Raw genomic sequence first — 17,318 nt, 5'->3', positions numbered from 1 at the left:
CGGACGTGACGAGCACCACGGCCGCGGTGCCGAGGTCCGCCCGGCACCGGACCGGGCGGACCTGCACCGTGGCACGGCTGAGGAATCGTGCCGGTCGACACCGGCAGGGCACGGGTGAGGACGAGTGCGGTACGGCACGGGCGCGGCACGAATCAGAACCCGCACTGACCAGGACCGGCATAGCCGGGACCAGGAGACGCGCCGACCAGCACCGACATGGCCGGGATCATCACCCCTACCGGACGGCACCGACGCGGCACGCACCATCACGCGTACCGGACAGCACCGGCATGAAACGGAACATCACGCGTACCAGACGGCACCGCATGACACCGGCCAGCAGGCGCGCCGACCAGCGTGGACGCGGCACGGATCAGCCAGCGTGCCGCACGGCATTGGCCGTGATCGCGTCCCTCAGATACGCCGCCAGGCCGGTGCGGATCTTGTCGTAGTTCGCCGTGAACCGCGGGTCGGACACATACATCTCACCGAGGCCGGTGTGCATCTCGTACGAGCACTCGTAGTGCGAGCGTGAGATGAACCGCCGGTGCTCCTCGGCGACCTCCATCGCCTCCGCCGAGTCGGCGGGTGTGCCGGCCGCCATCAGGTCGGCCATCCTGCGGTGGATCGCGTCGAACTCCTCGCCCAGCCGCTTCCAGTCCTCCTTGGTGTGTCTCGCGGCGCGGCGCTGCGACTCGCGGTACGCGTCGGTATCGCTCCAGCGTTGCCGTGCCTCCTCCTCGTACTGGTCCGGGTCGAAGTCCCCGAACACCTCGAACTTCTCCTCGGGCGTGAGGTTGATGCCCATCGTGCGTGCCTCCATGGCGTGCTCCACGGCCGCCGCCATCTTTCTCAGCTTCTCGATCCGGGCGGTCAGCAGGTCGTGCTGGCGGCGCAGATGCGCGCGCGGGTCCGCGTCCGGGTCGTCGAGCAGGGCGGCGACCTCGTCGAGCGGAAAGCCCAGCTCCCGGTAGAACAGGATGCGCTGCAACCGGTCCAGGTCCGCGTCGCCGTACCGCCGGTGGCCCGCGTGGCTGCGCTCGCTGGGGGCGAGCAGCCCGATGGCGTCGTAGTGGTGCAGGGTGCGCACCGTGACCCCGGCGAAACCGGCGACCTGTCCCACGGAGTAGCTCACTTCCGCTCCTTTCCTTCCTTTCTCGGTACGCCCTCCACGGTCCTGCCTCACGTCACGTGAGGTGCAAGTCCGATTTTCCGGGGTGACTGACTGCCATTACGCCCGATATAGGAGGTTCGCCCGTCTATCGTGGCCCGGTGGCTCACGACACCCCGTCACCGGCGCCGAGCACTCCGGCGACTCCGGCCCGCACGCTGCTGCCGATGATCCTTCCCGCGCTGGTCGTGGGCGTGGGCGCGAGCCTGCTCTTCCTCGCCGTCAGCGGGCTGGCCGAACAGCTCCAGCATGTGCTGTGGAGCACCCTCCCGGACGCCCTGGGCGTGGGCCGCTACTCCGTGTTCTGGATGCTGGTCGTCCTTACGGGGACCGGCATCCTCGCCGGACTGGTGGTGTGGAAGGTGCCCGGCCACGCCGGTCCCGACCCGGCCACCACGGGTCTGGACGCGCCGGTGATGGCACCCGTCGTCCTCCCCGGTCTGCTGATCGCCACCGCTCTGACCCTGGCGGGCGGCCCCAGCCTGGGTCCGGAGAACCCGATCATCGCCGTCAACGTCGGCCTCGCCTTCTGGCTGGGCAACCGGCTGCTGCCCGCCGTGCCAGGCACCGCCTGGCCGGTGCTGGCGGAGGCCGCGACGATCGGCGCCCTTTTCGGCACGCCCGTCGCCGCCGCCCTGGTCATCTCCGAGGCCCTCGCCGGGCGGCAGACCCGGGGCCACCTGTGGGACAACGTCTTCGCCCCCCTGGTCGCCGCCGCCGCGGGCGCCCTCACGACCACGCTGGTGGCCCATCCCAGTTTCGATCTGCATCTACCCCCGTTCAGCCGCCCCGGCTGGGCCGATCTGCTGTCCTGTCTGGTCGTCGCCTCCCTCGCCGCGCTGCTCGGCATGTGCGCGGTGTACGCCTTCCCCTATGTCCATGGCGCGTTCTCCCGGCTGCGCCACCCGATGCTGATCCTGCCCGCCGGTGGGCTGGTACTCGGTCTGCTCGCTGCCCTCGGCGGCCATCTGACGCTGTTCAAAGGACTGAACGAGGTGGCGGAACTCGCCCAGGACCCGGACGGCTGGTCGGCCGGGCAGTTCACCGTGATGGCCGTGGTGAAACTGGCCGCCCTACTGGTCGCCGCGTCCAGTGGCTTCCGGGGCGGGCGGATCTTCCCGGCCGTCTTCATCGGCGCAGCGTTCGGTCTGGCCGCCCATGCCCTGGTCCCCGCCGTGAACCCCTCGGTCGGCGTCTCGGCCGGAGTCCTCGGCGTGCTGCTGGCGATCACCCGGCAGGGCTGGGTCAGCCTCTTCACCGCCGCGATCCTGGTCTCCTCCCCTGCCATCCTCTCCCTTCTGTGCATCGCCTCCCTTCCCGCCTGGCTCCTGGTGACCGGCCGCCCCCAGATGCAGCTGAAGAAGGACGGATCGGCCGTCCGCTGACACCCCGCCGGAAGCGCCAAGCCGGGTGCGGGCGGCAGGCGCTTCCGGTGGGGACCGGCCGGAGTCGGCGGGCGAACGAACCAACTGACAGCTACTTCCGATGCATCGCCGGACGCCGCCAGGCTCTCCTTCTGATACACCGCCCGACGCTTCCGGGTTCCACCCCAGATCCATCGCATCGCCCGGCGCCACCGGGTTCCGCCTCTGACGCATCGTCCGGCCCAGCCTCGCCGGCATCTACCTCTGATACATCGCGCCGTCCGGCCCGGCCCGGCCCCGCCGGCATCCACCTCCGATACACCGCCCGACGCTTCCAGGTTCCGCCCCCAATACGTCGGCCCAGCGCCGCCGACATCTACTCCCAGCAATCCCCCGAGCGCCGCAGGGATCTACTCCTGATACACCGCCCGGCCCCACCGGGTTCCCACTCCCACGGCACTCATTTGCTCAACCGCCCGAACTTCCGTACCGCCAGCGGAAAGAACACCGCCAGCAGCGCCAGCGGCCACACCACCGCGGCCCAGACATGGCCGCTCTCACCGCCCGGGTTGCCGAACAGGTCACGGACCGCCGTCGCCGTGTGGGACATCGGGTTCCACTGCACCACCGTGCCCAGCCAGCCCGGCATCGACTCCGGGGTCGCGAAGGCGTTGGAGAGGAAGCCCACCGGCCAGACCAGGATCTGCACCGCCGTCACCAGTTCCGGAGTGCCCGCGACCAGGGCCAGATGGATACCGATCCACAGCATCGCGAACCGGAAGAGCAGCAGCAGCCCGAGCGCGGCCAGAAACCCGCCGACACCGCCCGGCACCCGCCAGCCCAGCGCGAAGCCCACACCGACCAGCACCAGCAGCATCATCACCGACTGGAGCATGTCGGCCACGGACCGGCCCACCAGCACCGCCCCGTCGGCCATCGGCATGGAACGGAAACGGTCGATCACGCCCTTGTCGAGGTCCCGGGTGACCGCGACCATCGTGGACTCCAGCCCGAAGGCCATGGTGAGCGCCAGCATCCCGGGCACCAGGAAGTCGACGTAGTCACCGGTGATCCCGCGCCCCCCGCCGACCAGGTAGCCGAACATCACCAGCAGCATCACCGGGAAGACCAGGTTCACCACGACCTGGACCGGCTGCCGCGCCCAGTGGGCGAGTTCCCGGCGGGTCATGGTCCAGGCATCGGTCAGGGCATACACGTACGCGGTCGTACTCCTCGTGCTCGTGCTCGTCTTCGTAGTCGTAGTCGTACTCGTAGTCGCCGTCGTACTCATGCCACGGTCTCCTTCGCTTGCTCGTCCCGCCCGGTCAGATGCAGGAACACCTCGTCGAGCGTCGGCCGGCGCAGGGCCACGTCCTCCGCCTGGAGCCCGGCCGACTCCAGGGCCCGTACGACCTCGGAGAGCGCCGTCATCCGGTCCGTGACCGGGGCGCTGATCAGCCGTCGGTCGTGGTCGACCGTCACCTCGTCCGCGGCCATCGGCAGCAGTGCGACCGCCGCACCGAGCTGCCCCGCGTCGCGCAGCACCACGTCGATACGGTCGCCGCCGATGAGGTTCTTCAGCGTGTCGGCCGTGCCGTCCGCCACCACACGGCCCTGGTCGACCACCGAGATCCGGTCGGCGAGCTGATCGGCCTCCTCCAGGTACTGCGTGGTCAGCAGGACGGTCGTACCGCGGCCGGTCAGGGTGCGGACGGCGGCCCACACCTCCGTACGTCCGCGCGGGTCGAGGCCGGTCGTCGGCTCGTCCAGGAAAAGCACCTCCGGTTCCACGATCAGGGACGCGGCGAGGTCGAGTCGTCTGCGCATGCCGCCGCTGTACTGCTTGACCGCCTTGCGGCCGGTGTCCTGGAGGCCGAAGCGCTCCAGGAGTTCCGTGGCCCGCGCGCGGGCCCGCCGGGCGCCCAGGTGGTAGAGACGGCCGAACATCTCCAGGTTCTGGTGGCCGCCCAGTTCCTCGTCCAGCGCCGCGTGCTGACCGAGCAGGCCGATGCGGTGGCGTACTTGATGTGCCTGGGTCAGGACGTCGTATCCGGCCACCATGACCCGTCCCGAGTCCGGGCGCAGGAGGGTGGACAGGACCCGGACCAGGGTCGTCTTTCCGGCCCCGTTGGGACCGAGCACTCCGTGCACCGTGCCGCGGCCGACGATGAGGTCGAGACCGTCCAGTGCGTGCTTGTCGCCGTACGTCTTGTGCGCGCCTTCGACGGCGATCGCCGTATCGGACACTGCGCCACCACTCCCTTGCTTCCACTCTAGTCAAATTTGACTAACTGACGAACGCTGGAGAGTAGTGCCCGTATTCCGATTGGTCAAACTTGATTACTAGATTTTTCTTCGCGTGCCGTCACTCATGCCGGGCGGCCGGACGGTGAAGCGGCCTTCCCTGGGAGCCGCCTCCCTAGGAGGCTCTTCCCGAAGCGCCCCCTCAGGGGCGGCTCTCAGCGGTCGTCCCCGGGGTGTCGCTCCGCCGTCGCGTACGGGTTCTCCTCGCCCTCCGCCAGCACCCCGACGAACGGATCGCCTTCCCCGGCGAAGGTGTACGCCCCCGCGCGGACGCGCTCGATCAGACCGCGGGTCCACTCGGCGCCGGTGTCGGCGGTGTTCACCCAGAGATTCATGATCTCCCCGATATGGCCGAGCTGGGCCGGACCCTCCTCGGGGGTGTAGTACTCGGTGACGGACTTCCGCCACGCCTCGACCGCGCGCACCCGCTCCTCCAGCAGTTCGAGCACCTCCGCGCGGGGCAGGTCGACCATGAAGCCGAGTGCGGCGCTGAGCATGTCGGGGCGCTGGTCGTAGTCGGTGAGATAGGAGCGGACCAGGGACAGATACTCCTCGGTGCCCTTCGCGGTGATCTCGTACTCGGTGCGCGGGGGGCCGCCCGCCGTGGACGGCGCGATCTCGTGCGCCACCAGCAGGCCCTGCTTGGCCATCTGCTTCAGCGCGTGATAGATCGAGCCGGGCTTGGCGTTGGACCACTCGTGCGCGCCCCAGAACTCGAGGTCGTTGCGGACCTGGTAGCCGTGGGCCCGCCCGTGCTGACGGACGGCCCCCAGCACGAGGAGACGGATCGCTGACATACGTTCAGGGTAGGCGTCAAGGTCCAGGGGGCGGGTCCCGGCTCCCAACGGCCCGCCGTCACCCCCAGGACTCCCCGCGTTCCTGCGCGACGAGCTCGAACGCCGTCCTGCCGTCCAGCGACTCCCGGATGATGTCCGCGTGTCCCGCGTGGCGGCCGATCTCGCGGATCAGGTGCAGACACACCCAGCGCATCGAGGCCCGGCCCTCGGGCGGGAACCACGGCTGGTCCGGCAGCGCGAAGGTGTCGTCGAGACTGGGCACCGAGCGGATGAAATCCTCGGTCCCGGCCGCGACCTTCTCCCAGTACAGGAGCTGGGACGCCACGCTCTCGCCGTCGACCAGCGTGAAGCACTCGTGCCAGTTCGCCTCGGTCCGCTCCACCGCGGGCGGCTCGCCCTTGGCGCGGGCGATCCAGCTCTGCTCCACCTCGGCGACATGCTTGAGCAGCCCGCCGAGCGACAGCTCACTCACGGTGGGGCGGGCCGCCGCCTGCTCCTCGGTGAGTCCCAGCACGGAGCGCCGGATGCCGCCTCGCTGCTCCTCGATGAAGGCGAGCAGCGCTCCCCGCTCGTCGCCCGCCGTCTCGGCCTGTACCTGAGTGACCATGACTGGCCCGCCTTCCCGGATCGGATGCCCATGTCCCGCTGACACCGATGACGCTACGGGCCAATGAGGACAGAACACGTCCTCATTCATGTGTCCTCGCCGACGGGTCCTCGTTGACGGGTCCTCGTGGAGAGGTCTCCATGGACGGAGTTGATCCGGAGCGCTCCGGAAAGTCCCCGGCGTCAGAACGGGAACCCGCTCCGCCCCCGCTGCACCGAGATCCACTTGAGCGAGGTGAACGCGTCCACCGTCGTCTCCCCGTTCAGCCGCCCCACCCCGGAGTTCTTCTCGCCCCCGAACGGCACCAGCGGCTCGTCCTGGACCGTGCCGTCGTTGACGTGGAACATGCCCGTGTCGATGCGCCGCGCGAACCGTACGCCCCGCTCCGGGTCCCCCGTATGGACCGCGCCGCTGAGGCCGTACGGCGTGTCGTTGACCAGCCGGACCGCCTCCTCCTCGCCGTCGAAGGGGACGAGGAAGGCCACGGGCCCGAAGATCTCCTGGCGCAGCAGGGCGGAATCGGCCGGTACTCCGGTCAGCACCGACGGCTCGATCAGGTTGTCCCGGGTCGCGCCCCGCAGCAGCGCGGTGGCGCCCTCCGCGAGCGCCTGCTCGACGGCGGCCGAGATCATCTCCGCCTGGGAGGCGTTGATCACCGGACCGATCACGGTGTCCGGGTCGCGCGGGTCACCGGCCTTGAGGGACTTGACCTTGGCGACGAACTTCTCGGTGAACTCGGCGGCCACCGAGCGGTCCACCAGGACCCGGTTGGCAGCCATGCAGACCTGACCCTGATGGATGTACCGGCTGAAGACCGCCGCGTCGACCGCGTAGTCGATGTCGGCGTCGTCCAGGACGACCAGCGCGCTGTTGCCGCCCAGCTCCAGAAGCACCCGCTTGAACTGGCCCGCACATACGGTCGCCACATGACGGCCGATCTTGTCGGAGCCGGTGAAGGAGATCACCCTGGGCACCGGGTGCTCGATGAACGCGTCGCCGATCTCGGCGATGTCGGTGATGACGACGTTCAGCAGTCCGGGCGGCAGACCGGCGTCCTCGAAGATCTTCGCGATCAGCGTGCCGCCGCAGACCGGGGTGTCCTGGTGCGGCTTGAGGACGACACCGTTGCCGAGGGCGAGGGCCGGGGCGACGGACTTGAGGGAGAGCAGGAAGGGGAAGTTGAAGGGGCTGATGACCCCGACGACACCGACCGGGACGCGGTAGACGCGGTTCTCCTTGCCCTCGACCGGCGAGGGGATCAGACGGCCCTGCTCGGTGGTCGCCAGGCCGATGGACTCGCGCAGGAACTCCTTGGCCAGGTGGAGTTCGAAACCGGCCTTCACACGGGTGCCGCCCAGCTCGGCGATGATCGCCTCGGTGATCGGCTCCTCGCGCTCCTCGACCAGCCGCAGTGCCCGCTCCAGCACCGCCCGCCGGGTGAAGGCGTTGGTCTCGGCCCAATCGCGCTGGACGCGTTCGGACGCGCGATACGCCTGATCTATCTCGTCGGCCGCGGCTATGGTGATCGAGGCGAGCTTCTCGCCGTCGTACGGATTGACATCGATGAGGTCCCAGGCGCCGGTTCCCGGGCGCCACTCACCGTCGATGTACTGCTGGGCCAGGTCGGTGAAGTACGACGACATGTGATCCCTCAATCCCCGTCGCCTCCCTGCCGGTCACGCAGTGAGGACGGTCAAAGCGGTGGAAGCCGTAAGAAAATCGCGCGGTCGAAGCGGCCGGCCCTCAGACGGGGCACCGCGCGGTCGGCCACCAAGAGCCGCCCGGGACCCACCCGGAAAACCTGACGCTCTGATCGCACGTCATCGTACTTGTGTTTCAGGAGAGTTGAAGCAGTCCACGGAGAAGATCCCGGCTCTCGGCGGGACCGGGGCTGTCGGTCTGCAACTCCTTGAGGGCGGTCTCGTACTGCGCCACGTCCTCGGTCTTGTCCAGGTACAGGGCGCTGGTGAGCTGTTCCAGATAGACCACGTCGGACAGATCGGACTCCGGGAAGCTGAGGATGGTGAAGGCGCCGGACTCGCCGGAGTGCCCGCCGAAGCCGAACGGCATGATCTGGAGCCGCACGTTGGGCCGCTCGGAGATCTCGATCAGGTGCTGGAGCTGTCCGCGCATCACCTCGCGGTCGCCATAGGGGCGGCGCAGGGCGGCCTCGTCCAGGACGATGTGGAAGTCGGGGGCGTCCTCGGCGACCAGATGCTTCTGCCGCTCGAGGCGCAGCGCCACCCGCCGCTCGACGTCCGCCTCACCGGCGCCCTTCATCCCGCGCCGGACCACCGCGCGGGCGTACGCCTCGGTCTGGAGCAGACCGTGCACGAACTGCACCTCGTAGGCGCGGATGAGGGAGGCGGCGCCCTCCAGGCCGACATAGGTGGGGAACCAGGTCGGCAGGACGTCCGAGTAGCTGTGCCACCAGCCCGCCACATTGGCCTCACGGGCCAGCGAGACGAGGGAGGCCCGCTCGGTGTCGTCCGTGATGCCGTAGAGCGTCAGCAAGTCCTCCACGTCCCTCGTCTTGAAGCTCACCCGGCCCAGTTCCATCCGGCTGATCTTCGACTCCGAGGCACGGATGTGGTAGCCGGCCGCTTCACGCGTGATGCCACGCGCCTCGCGCAGTCGCCTGAGTTGCGAGCCGAGCAGCATGCGTCGCACCACCGATCCGGGCTCTCCCGCGCTCACGTTCGCCGCCTCTCAACCGTCTTCAGGGCCCGCAGTCTGCCACTAAAGCACTTCGAGCAGTACTCGTCCGGTTACAGAGACGGAAAGAAGCCAAACATTCCGCATCCGTTCCGGGCCGCTCACTGCCCACAGCTGGCGCAAAGGTGACGGAAAAAATGACCAACAAGCGGTACGGGAGGGGCCAATTCGGTCGCGTGCACGTGCATCTGCCCTTGCATCTGATGTACGCATCCGAAACCATGGACTCGCGCCACCGCTGCATCGCAACGACCGCGAATTCCCGGGAGTGCCTCGCATGGGGACGAATGGATCGACCATGCTCAAGCCATTACGGCAGGGCCTTCCACCACTGGACCCCTCGGCCGCGTCCGATGCCGCCTCCTGCGCCCTGCCCGCCCGCTACGAAGCGGTGCGTGAGGCCCGCCGGTTCACCCGCGACACGCTGGACGGCTGGGGGGTGGACGACCGCTTCGACGACATATGCCTGGTGGTCTCCGAACTCGTCACCAACGCGCTGCGCCACGCGCTGCCGCACCCCGGCCCCTGTCCGATGGGAAGCGACCAGCCGGTGCGGCTCCAGTTGATGCGCTGGACCAGCCGTCTGGTGTGTGCCGTACGCGATCCGAGCACCGAGACGCCGATCGCCCGCGAGACCGAGGACTTCGCGGCGGAATCCGGCCGCGGGCTGTTCCTGGTGGACTCCTTCAGCGACAGCTGGGGCTGGCATCCACTGGCCGGATCACTGCCCGGCAAGGTCGTCTGGGCCATGTTCCGGTCCGGCGACCCGCGCGGTACCGGCCTGAACGACGGGCGCGACGAGGGCCTCAGGGACGGGCTCACGGGCGGCGGTCCGGCGGACGGGCGCCCAGGGGGAGGGCCCACGAGCAGTGGTCCGGCGGACGGACGTCCAAGGGAGGGGTTCACGGGATCGCTCGGCGCGTCGCTCGGGGATTTGGAGGACGCCCTGGGGGACCCGCTCGGCGAGCCGCGCGGCGACGACGTCCGACGGAGAGACGGCACCCGGCCGATGGATGGTGGTTGACGTACCGCGGCACTTCATGGTGCCGCGGTTCTACGCGCGTTACCGGCCGGTACGGACCACATGTGGCGGCCCGTTCCACGCCCCGCGTACAGGGCGCCGCGCGGGCCGCGCCTCAGCCCGCCACGAGATGGTCGAACTCGCCGTCCTTGACGCCGAGCAGCATGGCCTCGATCTCGGCCAGCGTATAGACGAGCGCGGGGCCGTCCGGGAAGTTCGAGTTGCGTACGGCGACCCGGCCGCCGGGCAGTCTCGCGAACTCCACACAGGAGCCCTGGGAATTGCTGTGCCGGCTCTTCTGCCAGGCCACTGAGCCCAGCTTGGCGGCGGCCATGCCGTTGTACACGCCGGGGGCGGGAACACCGCCGTAGAGGTCACCGCCATACCGGTCACCGTCGTACACATCACCGTCGTACACGTCGTGGTCCACAGGTCGCTCCCCGGTGGTGCACTGGCTCGTGTGGCCATTGATGCATCGGTCAACTGTGCCGGATCATAACCTTGTTCATCTGCGGATGCATGGGCGAATGCATGCGCAGATGCACGTGCACGCGGGGTGTTCCCGTGATTACAGCTTTGACGACCGCTTTACCTCTGCCGCCCCAGCTTTACCCATTCCCCCGGGACGATCCATTCGTTTTCACGGACGTTTCACGGACGCGGTTCCATCTGGTCGAGCGTCTGCCCCAGAGACCGCATGACATGCGATCTCCACCCTCCGTCCATGATCTTCCGCGCCATCAGCTGTGCCGGATCGTCGGGATCGAATCCCTCGTGCACTAGGAACAGACGCGTTCCCCGCCCTTCCTGTTCCAATGTCCATGTGATGGTCCAGTCGGCGGAGTTGGTCGCATCGGTGTCGGCCCAGCGGACTCGAAGCATCCGTTCAATGTCGTAGGCCAGCACACGTACTTCCACCGTGCCCGAGAAAGCTGTGTTCGGCCTTGGCACCGATGTCATCCGGTAGTGATGACCGACCTCCAGGCGGAAGTCCTCCGCACCTGGCATCTGCCACTGCGCGAGCAGTTCCGGCTCGGTCAGCGCGCGCCACACCTTGGCCGGCGGGTGCGGGAAGAAGTGGTCGACGCGGATGGCCGTCAGGGCGTCACCGGGCTCGTCCGGGAAGGCGGTGCTCATGTCGGCCCATCGTCGGGCATCCGGTCCAGCAAGGCGCCGAGGCCGCTCAGACGTTCGCGCCAGAACCGCTCGTACGGATGGAGCCAGTCCTGTACGTCGGCCAGGGGGGCCGCCTCCAGGCGGTAGATACGTTGTCTGCCGGAGCGCTGCTCGGAGACGAGACCGGCCTCCCTGAGCACCTTCAGATGCTCCGAGAGGCTCGGCCTGCGCATGTCGAAGTGATCGGCCAGCGTCTGGACGGGCTGCGGCCCGCCGTCCCGCAGCAGCCGCAGCACCTCGCGGCGGGTGGCGTTGGCGAGGGCAGCGAAGACGCGGTCGGCTTCGGCGGCGGGGGAGGGGGAGCGTGGGGGTGGGGGCGGGGCAACTGGGGGGTTGGAGGCGGAGGGGGGCGGTTCCGCGGAGGGGGACGGCTGTCCGGGGAGGGGCGTGAGTCCTGAGGGGGACGGCTGCCCCGGGGAGGGCGGGGGTCCGGAGGGGGACGGCTGCCGGGAGGGGGACGGAGGTCCGGAGGAGGGCGAGGACCCGGAGGAAACCGGGGGTCCGGAGGAAGGCGAGGACCCGGAGGAGGGCTGAGGTCCGTCCGCTGGGACGCCCACTTCGGGACCGCCCGCGCGGGGAGGCGGCTCCGCCGCTGGGGGAAGGCCCGCCCTTGGAGGCGATTCGCCCCCTGCGGGAATGCCTGCCTCTGGAAGCGCTTCGGCCCCTGGCGGAAGCCCGGCCCCTGGAGGCGCTTCCGTCCGCGCGCGATGACCCGCCCATGGAGACGGGTCCGCTCCCGTAGGAAGCCCGGCCATCGGAGACGGGTCTGCTGCCGAGGAAAGACTCGTCCTCGGAGACGGGTCCGCTGCCGAGGAAAGGCCCGTCCTTGGAGACGGGTCCACCTCAGAAGGAAGACCCGTCCCTGGCGGCCGGTCCGTCCCTGCCCCGGTTGCGGTCATGGCGTGATCAGAGCCCCTCCTTCTCCGTCAGGAGCATCAGCGCGTTGCCGTCGGGGTCGCGGAAGGAGGCCATCCGGCCCCACGGCTGCTCCTCCGGCCCCTCGACGGTTGTGCCCGCCTCGGCGAGACGCGCGCAGTCGGCGTCGACATCGGTCGTGACCAACATGATCCCCCGGGTCGAGCCCGGCTCGAAACCGCCCATGCCGGGTCCCGACAGGGTGAACACGGTCTGCGCGCCGCGTGGGGCGACCTGGAGCCAGCGTCCGGGCGGCATCTGGAGGTCGGCGGTGACCTCGAATCCGAGGACGTCCCGGTAGAAGCGCAGGGCACGGTCCTGGTCGGTGACCGGGAGCGTGATGAAGGAGGCGTGGGTGATGCGGGAGGTGTCGGCGGAGGCGCCGGAGGTGATGTCCATGACGCCAACGATAGGTAGGCGATTCCCTACATGTCAAACGTAGGGAATCACCTACCCATCTGGTTCCGGCGGCGGGAGCGGGCGACGGCTACCGGGAGGCGTAGGGCAGCAGCGCCATCTCCCGCGCGTTCTTGATGGCCCGCGCCACCTGCCGCTGCTGCCGGGCGCTGACCCGGGTCACCCGGCGGCTGCGGATCTTTCCGCGATCGGAGAGGAACCTGCGCAGCAGATCCGTGTCCTTGTAGTCGACGTAGGTGATCCCGGCCGTGTCGAGCGGGTTCGGGCGGCTCTTGGGGACGGGCTTGCGATCGGCCTTGCGGGGCATCGGGGGTCAGACCTCCAGGAAGGTGTCGAAGACAGGGGGCAGCCGCTTCCAGGCGTCCCGCCCTGCGGCGTACTCGGCGTCGGTCAGCAGACAGGACTCCAGGAGCCGTTCCAGCCCGTCGCAGTCGAGGCCGGGGGACGTGAACACCAGGTGCTGGCAGCAGTCGCCGTGCTCCGGGTGCCAGTCCAGCGCGGCGGCTGCCCGGCGCACCGGCGGTACCAGTTCCCACGCCGCGTCCGGCAGCGAGGCAAGCCATGGCCCGGCCGCCTCCACGCACAGGGCGCCGCCCGCCGCGTCCCAGTGCACCAGCGTGTCCGGCTTGTCGGCGAGCCAGAACCGTCCCCGGCTGCGCGCGGCGGCGCAGGTCAGGTCCTCCAGCGCGGCGTACAGCCGCTCCGGGTGGAAGGGCCGCCGCCGATGCCAGACGAGCGTGCTCACCCCGTGCGCGTCGGCTTCGGCGGGCAGCAGCGCCATGGCGGGATGCTGCGCCGTGGCGGCGGCCTCCACGTCGAACCCGGCGAACGCGGCGGCGGCGAGGGGGGTACGGGGGATATCGGCGGGACCTGGATTGCGAGAGGCGGGCATCGGGGTGCCGTCCGGGTCGGAGGCGGGGCCGCGCGACGGGACTGACGGCTCCGCCGACCCTGAGGGCGCGCGGAACGCTGAGGACTCCGAGGGCTCGAACAGTTCGAACGGCGTGGAAGGCTCGGACGGCTCGGACGGCACTGAAAACTTCGAGAACTCCGAGAACTCTGAGGACTCCGGGGACTCCGGGGACTCCGGGGACTCCAAGAACCCCGAGGACATCGCCACCCCCATCGGCCCCACCACCCCCCTTGGCGCCGGTCTCCCCTCACCCCCCTGCCCGCCGCCGTGACCGATCAGCACCCGGCGAGCCGTCGGGTGCAACTGCGTGAGCAGCTCACGGTCCTCGTCGTCGGTCTCGGGGGACTCCGCGACGGCCAGGACCGGCGCGTACTCCAGCTGCCGGGCGAAGGTGTCGGCGACCGTGCGCTGATCCGTGGCGGCGGCGGCCAGACCACGCTCCGCGAGATCGTCGCCGTTGCCGAGGTACGGCAGCAGCAGCGCCGGGTCGACGGCGGTGATCACGCCGGTAAGCCGAAGCCCGCCGGACGCGATCACCTCCGCCATCGCCTTGGGCTCGACCGAGTCCCACAGCTCGACGATCGCGAGCGGTGTGGTCCCGCCCCGCGCGAGCCGCGCCAGCTCCGGCACCAGGTCCTCGCGCAGGGCGCAGCACGCGCAGTCGTTGACCAGCGGCGTCTCACCGGTGGCGAGGACACCGGTGGCGTCGGAGACGGTCCGTACGACCGTGCCGGCCGGGGCCGTGGAGAGGTCGTGGTGGAGCACGACGCTGCCGGGTACGTCGGCGAGCAGCCGGGCCACGGTGGCCCGGCGGGCATCGGCGTGCAGCCCGCCGACGATCACCACGGAGAGGTCGGACACCGGCCTAGCCCTGCTTTCCGTACCGGCGCTCGAAGCGCTCGACGCGGCCGGCGGTGTCCAGGACCCGCGCGGTGCCGGTGTAGAAGGGGTGGCTGACGTTGGAGATCTCCACGTCCACGACCGGGTAGGTGTTGCCGTCCTCCCAGACGACCGTCTTCTCGCTCGTCATGGTGGAACCGGTGAGGAAGGCGTGGTTCGCGGCCCGGTCGCGGAAGACGACGGGGCCGTAGGGCGGGTGGATTCCCTGACGCATGAGGTGGCTCAGCGCTCCTCTCGGAAGTCGACGTGGTGACCGGCGACCGGGTCGTACTTGCGCAGGGTCATACGGTCCGGGTCGCTGCGGCGGTTCTTGCGGGTGACGTAGGTGTAGCCGGTGCCGGCCGTGGACCTGAGCCTGACCACCGGACGGAGTTCGTTGCGTGCCATGCTGCTATCTTACTGAAAATGATTCCCATTAACATCCCCTGTGACAGAGAGGTAGGTCACCACATGTCCGCCCACTGCATGCTCACCGGCGCCCGGCCAGGCTTCGGCAACCGCATCTCCCACTCCCATCGCCGCACCTCGCGCCGCTTCGACCCCAACATCCAGTCCAAGCGCTACTGGCTCCCGAGCGAAGGCCGACACGTACGGCTGCGGCTGAGCGTCAGGGGGATCAGGACGGTCGACACGATCGGCGTCGAAGCGGCCGTCGCGCGCATCCGGGCGCGCGGAGTGAAGGTCTGAGGGGTCCGTCATGGCGAAGAAGAGCAAGATCGCGAAGAACGAGCGCCGCAAGGGGACCGTCGCCCGCTACGCCGAGCGGCGGGCCGAGTTGAAGGAGATCATCCGTCGGCCCACCTCGACGGAGACCGAACGGCTGGCCGCCCAGCGCGAACTGCGGCGTCAACCGCGCGACGCCAGCGCCACCCGTGTACGGAACCGGGACGCGGTGGACGGGCGCCCGCGCGGGTACTTCCGCGCGTTCGGTCTGTCCCGGGTGGGGCTGCGGGGGCAGGCGCACGCGGGGTACTTGCCAGGGGTGCGGAAGGCTTCCTGGTGAGGTGGGTTCCTCTGCGGCGGGCTCACCGCCGAGGGGCCTCGCCGGGCTCGGGACGGTGGAGTTACGGGCTGGTAGCTTGCTGAGGGTCGTGACGTCCGTTCGGCTCATAGTGGGGGCTTTCCGTGACTTCGGTGTCGTATGGACGTGGTGCGGAGTCGGACGAGCGGCGCGCCGGAGCCTCTGATCGTGGTCCTGGAGTCGGCGCTCCGTCTCCTGTCGGGGACGTCTGTCGGGTCGGTCGCGGCCGGTCGGTGCGGGGCCTGGTCGTGGTCGTGGGCTTCGGACTGGCGGGTCTGCTCGCGCTGAGCGGCTGCGGTGGGGGTGGGTCGGACGACGACTCCGCACCGCCCTCCCCTTCCCCCACCGCCTCGGCGGACACCGGGGGCACGGACGGCGATACACCGGCCGCCGTCGGTGAGCTGGAGGGCAGTTGGGTCACCACCTCCGCGGACGGCAAGGTGGTGGCGCTGATCGTGACGGGCGCGGAGGCGGGGCTCTTCGCGACCGGCGGGAACGTGTGCGGCGGGCCCGCCGGGGAGGCGGACGGAGAGCGCGTGATCAGCCTCAAGTGCACCGACGGCGGCGACGACCGGGCCACGGGCACGGTCGACTCCGTGTCGGCCACCACGCTTGAGGTGACCTGGGAAGGCTCGCTCGGGACGGAGACGTACACCAAGGCCGAGGGTGGGCAGTTGCCGTCGGGGCTGCCGACGGCGGGTCTGGGGCAGTGACCCGCCCGTCCGGACCTTCACCGGGCGGGCATTCGCCGTCCGGCTGATGGATCAACGGGCGGGCGGCTCCTCCGAGTTCCCCGACCCGCCAGGAATTTCCGGTTCTCCCCGAACGGCGGGGTCCAGCGCCTTCGAGAGCGCCTCCAGCGAGGCGAGAAGGAGCCGCGCGGTGGGGCGTACGACGGTGTCGGCATCCGGGACGCCCGGGGTCTCGGTGTCGGACGGCTGGGCGTCGGTCGGCGGGGCGGGTTCGGACCAGGCCGGGTCGTCGAGGGCGGCACGTACCGCGTCCCAGGTGGGGACCCGGCGCTCGCGGATCGCGCGGGCGCCTCGCTCCGTGCTCGTGCGCAGGGCGTCGGCGAGCCGGGCGGCGGCCGGGACCGGTGGCGTGCCCCGGTCGGGGAGGTGGGCCTCCAGCAGCATCGCGGCGCGGCCCAGGTGCGTGAGGGCGTCCTCGGCGTCGTCGGCGGTGGTCCGGGACAGGCCGCGGTGGCGGACGGGTTCGCCCTCCGCGCGGGCGACGGCCTGGTGCCAGGCGGCGCGGGCGGTCCGCGCGGCGAGCAGCGCCTCCCGGACATCGGGGGCGGTACGGCCGACGGGTTCGGCGTAGTGCCGGACGACGGCGGCGGTGTAACGGCCCTGGGCGGCCAGCCAGTCGGCGAGACGGCTGCGCAGTCTCGGGGTCTCCCAGGCCGGGTACACGGCCGTAGGCGACCATCGCCAGCATGCCGCCGAGGAGGGTCAGCAGGACACGTTCGGGCACGGTCTGTGTCCACGCCTCGCCGCCCATGCCGAGCAGGAAGACGACATACGCGGCGATACACGCCTGGGCCGCGAACTGGCCGGTACGCATGAGGAGATACATCAGGGCGGCGCTGATCACGGCGAGCGTCGCCGCGAGATAGGTGCCGGAGCCGGTGACCTGGAGCACCGCGGTGGCGACGGCGACCCCGAGGACCGTACCCGCGAAACGGGCCACCGCGCGGCTGTACGTCTCCGAGAAGTCAGGCCGCATGATCATCACGGAGGCGAGCGGCGCCCAGTAGCCGTGTCCGAACGGCAGGGCGGTGCCGAGCAGATAACCGACGGCGGCGACCACGGAGACCCGCACGGCGTGGCGGGTGATGGGCGAGCCGGGAGTGCGGAGTTCCTCACGCATGGCGGCGAGGGTGACGGGGACCAGGGCGAGCAGGGTGGGGCGGGGGCGGTGCGGCGCGATCGGTGGGGGCGTGGCGGGGTGGGCGGGGCCGGGGGCGGCGTCCCGCGCGGGAGCGGGCTTCGGCC

Annotated in this window: 18 protein-coding genes and 3 pseudogenes; 5 read left to right on the top strand and 16 right to left on the bottom strand. The window is 70.2% G+C overall.

Features of this window, described 5'->3' with window-relative positions:
• Positions 1-373: 373 nt before the first annotated feature.
• Positions 374-1,135, bottom strand: coding sequence for a MerR family transcriptional regulator (locus AB0D49_RS35700; protein ID WP_362766221.1), 762 nt, complete (start codon positions 1,133-1,135; stop codon positions 374-376).
• Between the two features lie 137 nt (positions 1,136-1,272).
• On the opposite strand from AB0D49_RS35700, the gene AB0D49_RS35695 reads away from it, so the two are divergent.
• Positions 1,273-2,556, top strand: coding sequence for an ion channel protein (locus AB0D49_RS35695; protein WP_362766218.1), 1,284 nt, complete (start codon positions 1,273-1,275; stop codon positions 2,554-2,556).
• A gap of 439 nt (positions 2,557-2,995) precedes the next feature.
• Here the strand turns inward: AB0D49_RS35695 and AB0D49_RS35690 are convergent, their stop codons facing one another.
• The 6 genes from AB0D49_RS35690 to AB0D49_RS35665 all read right to left on the bottom strand — a co-directional run bounded on the left by AB0D49_RS35690 (position 2,996) and on the right by AB0D49_RS35665 (position 8,904).
• Entirely contained in the window at positions 2,996-3,724 is a 729-nt protein-coding gene (locus AB0D49_RS35690) for an ABC transporter permease (protein WP_362766286.1), read from the bottom strand.
• A gap of 98 nt (positions 3,725-3,822) precedes the next feature.
• On the bottom strand, positions 3,823-4,782 hold the full coding sequence (locus tag AB0D49_RS35685; protein WP_362766215.1) for an ATP-binding cassette domain-containing protein: 960 nt from the start codon (positions 4,780-4,782) through the stop codon (positions 3,823-3,825).
• Between the two features lie 212 nt (positions 4,783-4,994).
• Positions 4,995-5,636, bottom strand: a complete 642-nt coding sequence (locus AB0D49_RS35680) for a PadR family transcriptional regulator (RefSeq protein ID WP_362766212.1) — start codon at positions 5,634-5,636, stop codon at positions 4,995-4,997.
• A 58-nt stretch (positions 5,637-5,694) separates the two neighbouring features.
• Positions 5,695-6,243, bottom strand: coding sequence for a DinB family protein (locus AB0D49_RS35675; protein ID WP_362766209.1), 549 nt, complete (start codon positions 6,241-6,243; stop codon positions 5,695-5,697).
• A 182-nt stretch (positions 6,244-6,425) separates the two neighbouring features.
• Positions 6,426-7,886: an aldehyde dehydrogenase family protein gene (locus AB0D49_RS35670; RefSeq protein WP_362766206.1), complete on the bottom strand. Its 1,461-nt coding sequence runs from the start codon at positions 7,884-7,886 to the stop codon at positions 6,426-6,428.
• Between the two features lie 193 nt (positions 7,887-8,079).
• Positions 8,080-8,904 (bottom strand): helix-turn-helix transcriptional regulator, encoded by an 825-nt coding sequence (locus tag AB0D49_RS35665; RefSeq protein WP_362766283.1) that lies wholly within the window; start codon positions 8,902-8,904, stop codon positions 8,080-8,082.
• Positions 8,905-9,235: 331 nt separating this feature from the next.
• Here AB0D49_RS35665 and AB0D49_RS35660 point away from each other — a divergent pair.
• Positions 9,236-9,715 (top strand): annotated as a pseudogene (locus AB0D49_RS35660) (ATP-binding protein); the annotation flags it as partial.
• 379 nt (positions 9,716-10,094) lie between these two features.
• Here AB0D49_RS35660 and AB0D49_RS35655 read toward each other — a convergent pair.
• The 8 genes and pseudogenes from AB0D49_RS35655 to rpmG all read right to left on the bottom strand — a co-directional run bounded on the left by AB0D49_RS35655 (position 10,095) and on the right by rpmG (position 14,687).
• Positions 10,095-10,313, bottom strand: coding sequence for a DUF397 domain-containing protein (locus tag AB0D49_RS35655; protein WP_362766280.1), 219 nt, complete (start codon positions 10,311-10,313; stop codon positions 10,095-10,097).
• A gap of 317 nt (positions 10,314-10,630) precedes the next feature.
• Positions 10,631-11,116: an SRPBCC domain-containing protein gene (locus tag AB0D49_RS35650; RefSeq protein WP_362766203.1), complete on the bottom strand. Its 486-nt coding sequence runs from the start codon at positions 11,114-11,116 to the stop codon at positions 10,631-10,633.
• Positions 11,113-11,439 (bottom strand): annotated as a pseudogene (locus tag AB0D49_RS35645) (metalloregulator ArsR/SmtB family transcription factor); the annotation flags it as partial. The pseudogene AB0D49_RS35645 and the gene AB0D49_RS35650, both read right to left, overlap by 4 nt.
• 622 nt (positions 11,440-12,061) lie before the next feature.
• The gene (locus AB0D49_RS35640) at positions 12,062-12,469 is read right to left on the bottom strand and encodes a VOC family protein (RefSeq protein ID WP_362766200.1); all 408 of its coding nucleotides are present in this window, start codon (positions 12,467-12,469) and stop codon (positions 12,062-12,064) included.
• 88 nt (positions 12,470-12,557) lie between these two features.
• Positions 12,558-12,794, bottom strand: coding sequence for a 30S ribosomal protein S18 (gene rpsR / locus AB0D49_RS35635; protein WP_362766198.1), 237 nt, complete (start codon positions 12,792-12,794; stop codon positions 12,558-12,560).
• Positions 12,795-12,800: 6 nt separating this feature from the next.
• Entirely contained in the window at positions 12,801-14,261 is a 1,461-nt protein-coding gene (locus AB0D49_RS35630; protein ID WP_362766195.1) for a GTP-binding protein, read from the bottom strand.
• Positions 14,262-14,265: 4 nt separating this feature from the next.
• Positions 14,266-14,514 carry a type B 50S ribosomal protein L31 gene (locus AB0D49_RS35625; protein WP_362766192.1) on the bottom strand — a complete coding sequence of 83 codons (249 nt, stop codon included), beginning with the start codon at positions 14,512-14,514 and terminating at the stop codon, positions 14,266-14,268.
• Between the two features lie 8 nt (positions 14,515-14,522).
• Entirely contained in the window at positions 14,523-14,687 is a 165-nt protein-coding gene (gene rpmG / locus AB0D49_RS35620; RefSeq protein WP_362766189.1) for a 50S ribosomal protein L33, read from the bottom strand.
• 63 nt (positions 14,688-14,750) lie between these two features.
• Between rpmG and rpmB the strand changes: the two genes are divergently transcribed.
• The 3 genes from rpmB to AB0D49_RS35605 all read left to right on the top strand — a co-directional run bounded on the left by rpmB (position 14,751) and on the right by AB0D49_RS35605 (position 16,034).
• The gene (gene rpmB, locus AB0D49_RS35615) at positions 14,751-14,987 is read left to right on the top strand and encodes a 50S ribosomal protein L28 (RefSeq protein ID WP_362766188.1); all 237 of its coding nucleotides are present in this window, start codon (positions 14,751-14,753) and stop codon (positions 14,985-14,987) included.
• Positions 14,988-14,997: 10 nt separating this feature from the next.
• A complete protein-coding gene (gene rpsN / locus AB0D49_RS35610; RefSeq protein ID WP_362766186.1) occupies positions 14,998-15,303 on the top strand; it encodes a 30S ribosomal protein S14 in 306 nt (101 codons plus the stop codon).
• 266 nt (positions 15,304-15,569) lie between these two features.
• Positions 15,570-16,034 (top strand): hypothetical protein, encoded by a 465-nt coding sequence (locus tag AB0D49_RS35605; RefSeq protein ID WP_362766183.1) that lies wholly within the window; start codon positions 15,570-15,572, stop codon positions 16,032-16,034.
• A gap of 51 nt (positions 16,035-16,085) precedes the next feature.
• On the opposite strand, the pseudogene AB0D49_RS35600 reads toward AB0D49_RS35605, so the two are convergent.
• A pseudogene (locus AB0D49_RS35600) lies at positions 16,086-17,318 on the bottom strand (FUSC family protein); the annotation flags it as partial.

The organism is Streptomyces sp. NPDC048290, from assembly GCF_040652095.1.
In the GTDB taxonomy this organism is placed as follows: domain Bacteria; phylum Actinomycetota; class Actinomycetes; order Streptomycetales; family Streptomycetaceae; genus Streptomyces.
The sequence above is the reverse complement of the archived record's forward strand: the minus strand, read 5'-3'. Positions and strand labels throughout refer to the sequence as shown.

Coding starts and splice junctions, on each gene's coding strand:
- AB0D49_RS35690 (WP_362766286.1), bottom strand. CDS start 3,724: ATGACCCGCCGGGAACTCGCCCACTGGGCGCGGCAGCCGGTCCAGGTC.
- AB0D49_RS35680 (WP_362766212.1), bottom strand. CDS start 5,636: ATGTCAGCGATCCGTCTCCTCGTGCTGGGGGCCGTCCGTCAGCACGGG.
- AB0D49_RS35675 (WP_362766209.1), bottom strand. CDS start 6,243: ATGGTCACTCAGGTACAGGCCGAGACGGCGGGCGACGAGCGGGGAGCG.
- AB0D49_RS35670 (WP_362766206.1), bottom strand. CDS start 7,886: ATGTCGTCGTACTTCACCGACCTGGCCCAGCAGTACATCGACGGTGAG.
- AB0D49_RS35665 (WP_362766283.1), bottom strand. CDS start 8,904: ATGCTGCTCGGCTCGCAACTCAGGCGACTGCGCGAGGCGCGTGGCATC.
- AB0D49_RS35655 (WP_362766280.1), bottom strand. CDS start 10,313: ATGGCCGCCGCCAAGCTGGGCTCAGTGGCCTGGCAGAAGAGCCGGCAC.
- AB0D49_RS35650 (WP_362766203.1), bottom strand. CDS start 11,116: ATGAGCACCGCCTTCCCGGACGAGCCCGGTGACGCCCTGACGGCCATC.
- AB0D49_RS35640 (WP_362766200.1), bottom strand. CDS start 12,469: ATGGACATCACCTCCGGCGCCTCCGCCGACACCTCCCGCATCACCCAC.
- rpsR (WP_362766198.1), bottom strand. CDS start 12,794: ATGCCCCGCAAGGCCGATCGCAAGCCCGTCCCCAAGAGCCGCCCGAAC.
- AB0D49_RS35625 (WP_362766192.1), bottom strand. CDS start 14,514: ATGCGTCAGGGAATCCACCCGCCCTACGGCCCCGTCGTCTTCCGCGAC.
- rpmG (WP_362766189.1), bottom strand. CDS start 14,687: ATGGCACGCAACGAACTCCGTCCGGTGGTCAGGCTCAGGTCCACGGCC.
- rpmB (WP_362766188.1), top strand. CDS start 14,751: ATGTCCGCCCACTGCATGCTCACCGGCGCCCGGCCAGGCTTCGGCAAC.
- rpsN (WP_362766186.1), top strand. CDS start 14,998: ATGGCGAAGAAGAGCAAGATCGCGAAGAACGAGCGCCGCAAGGGGACC.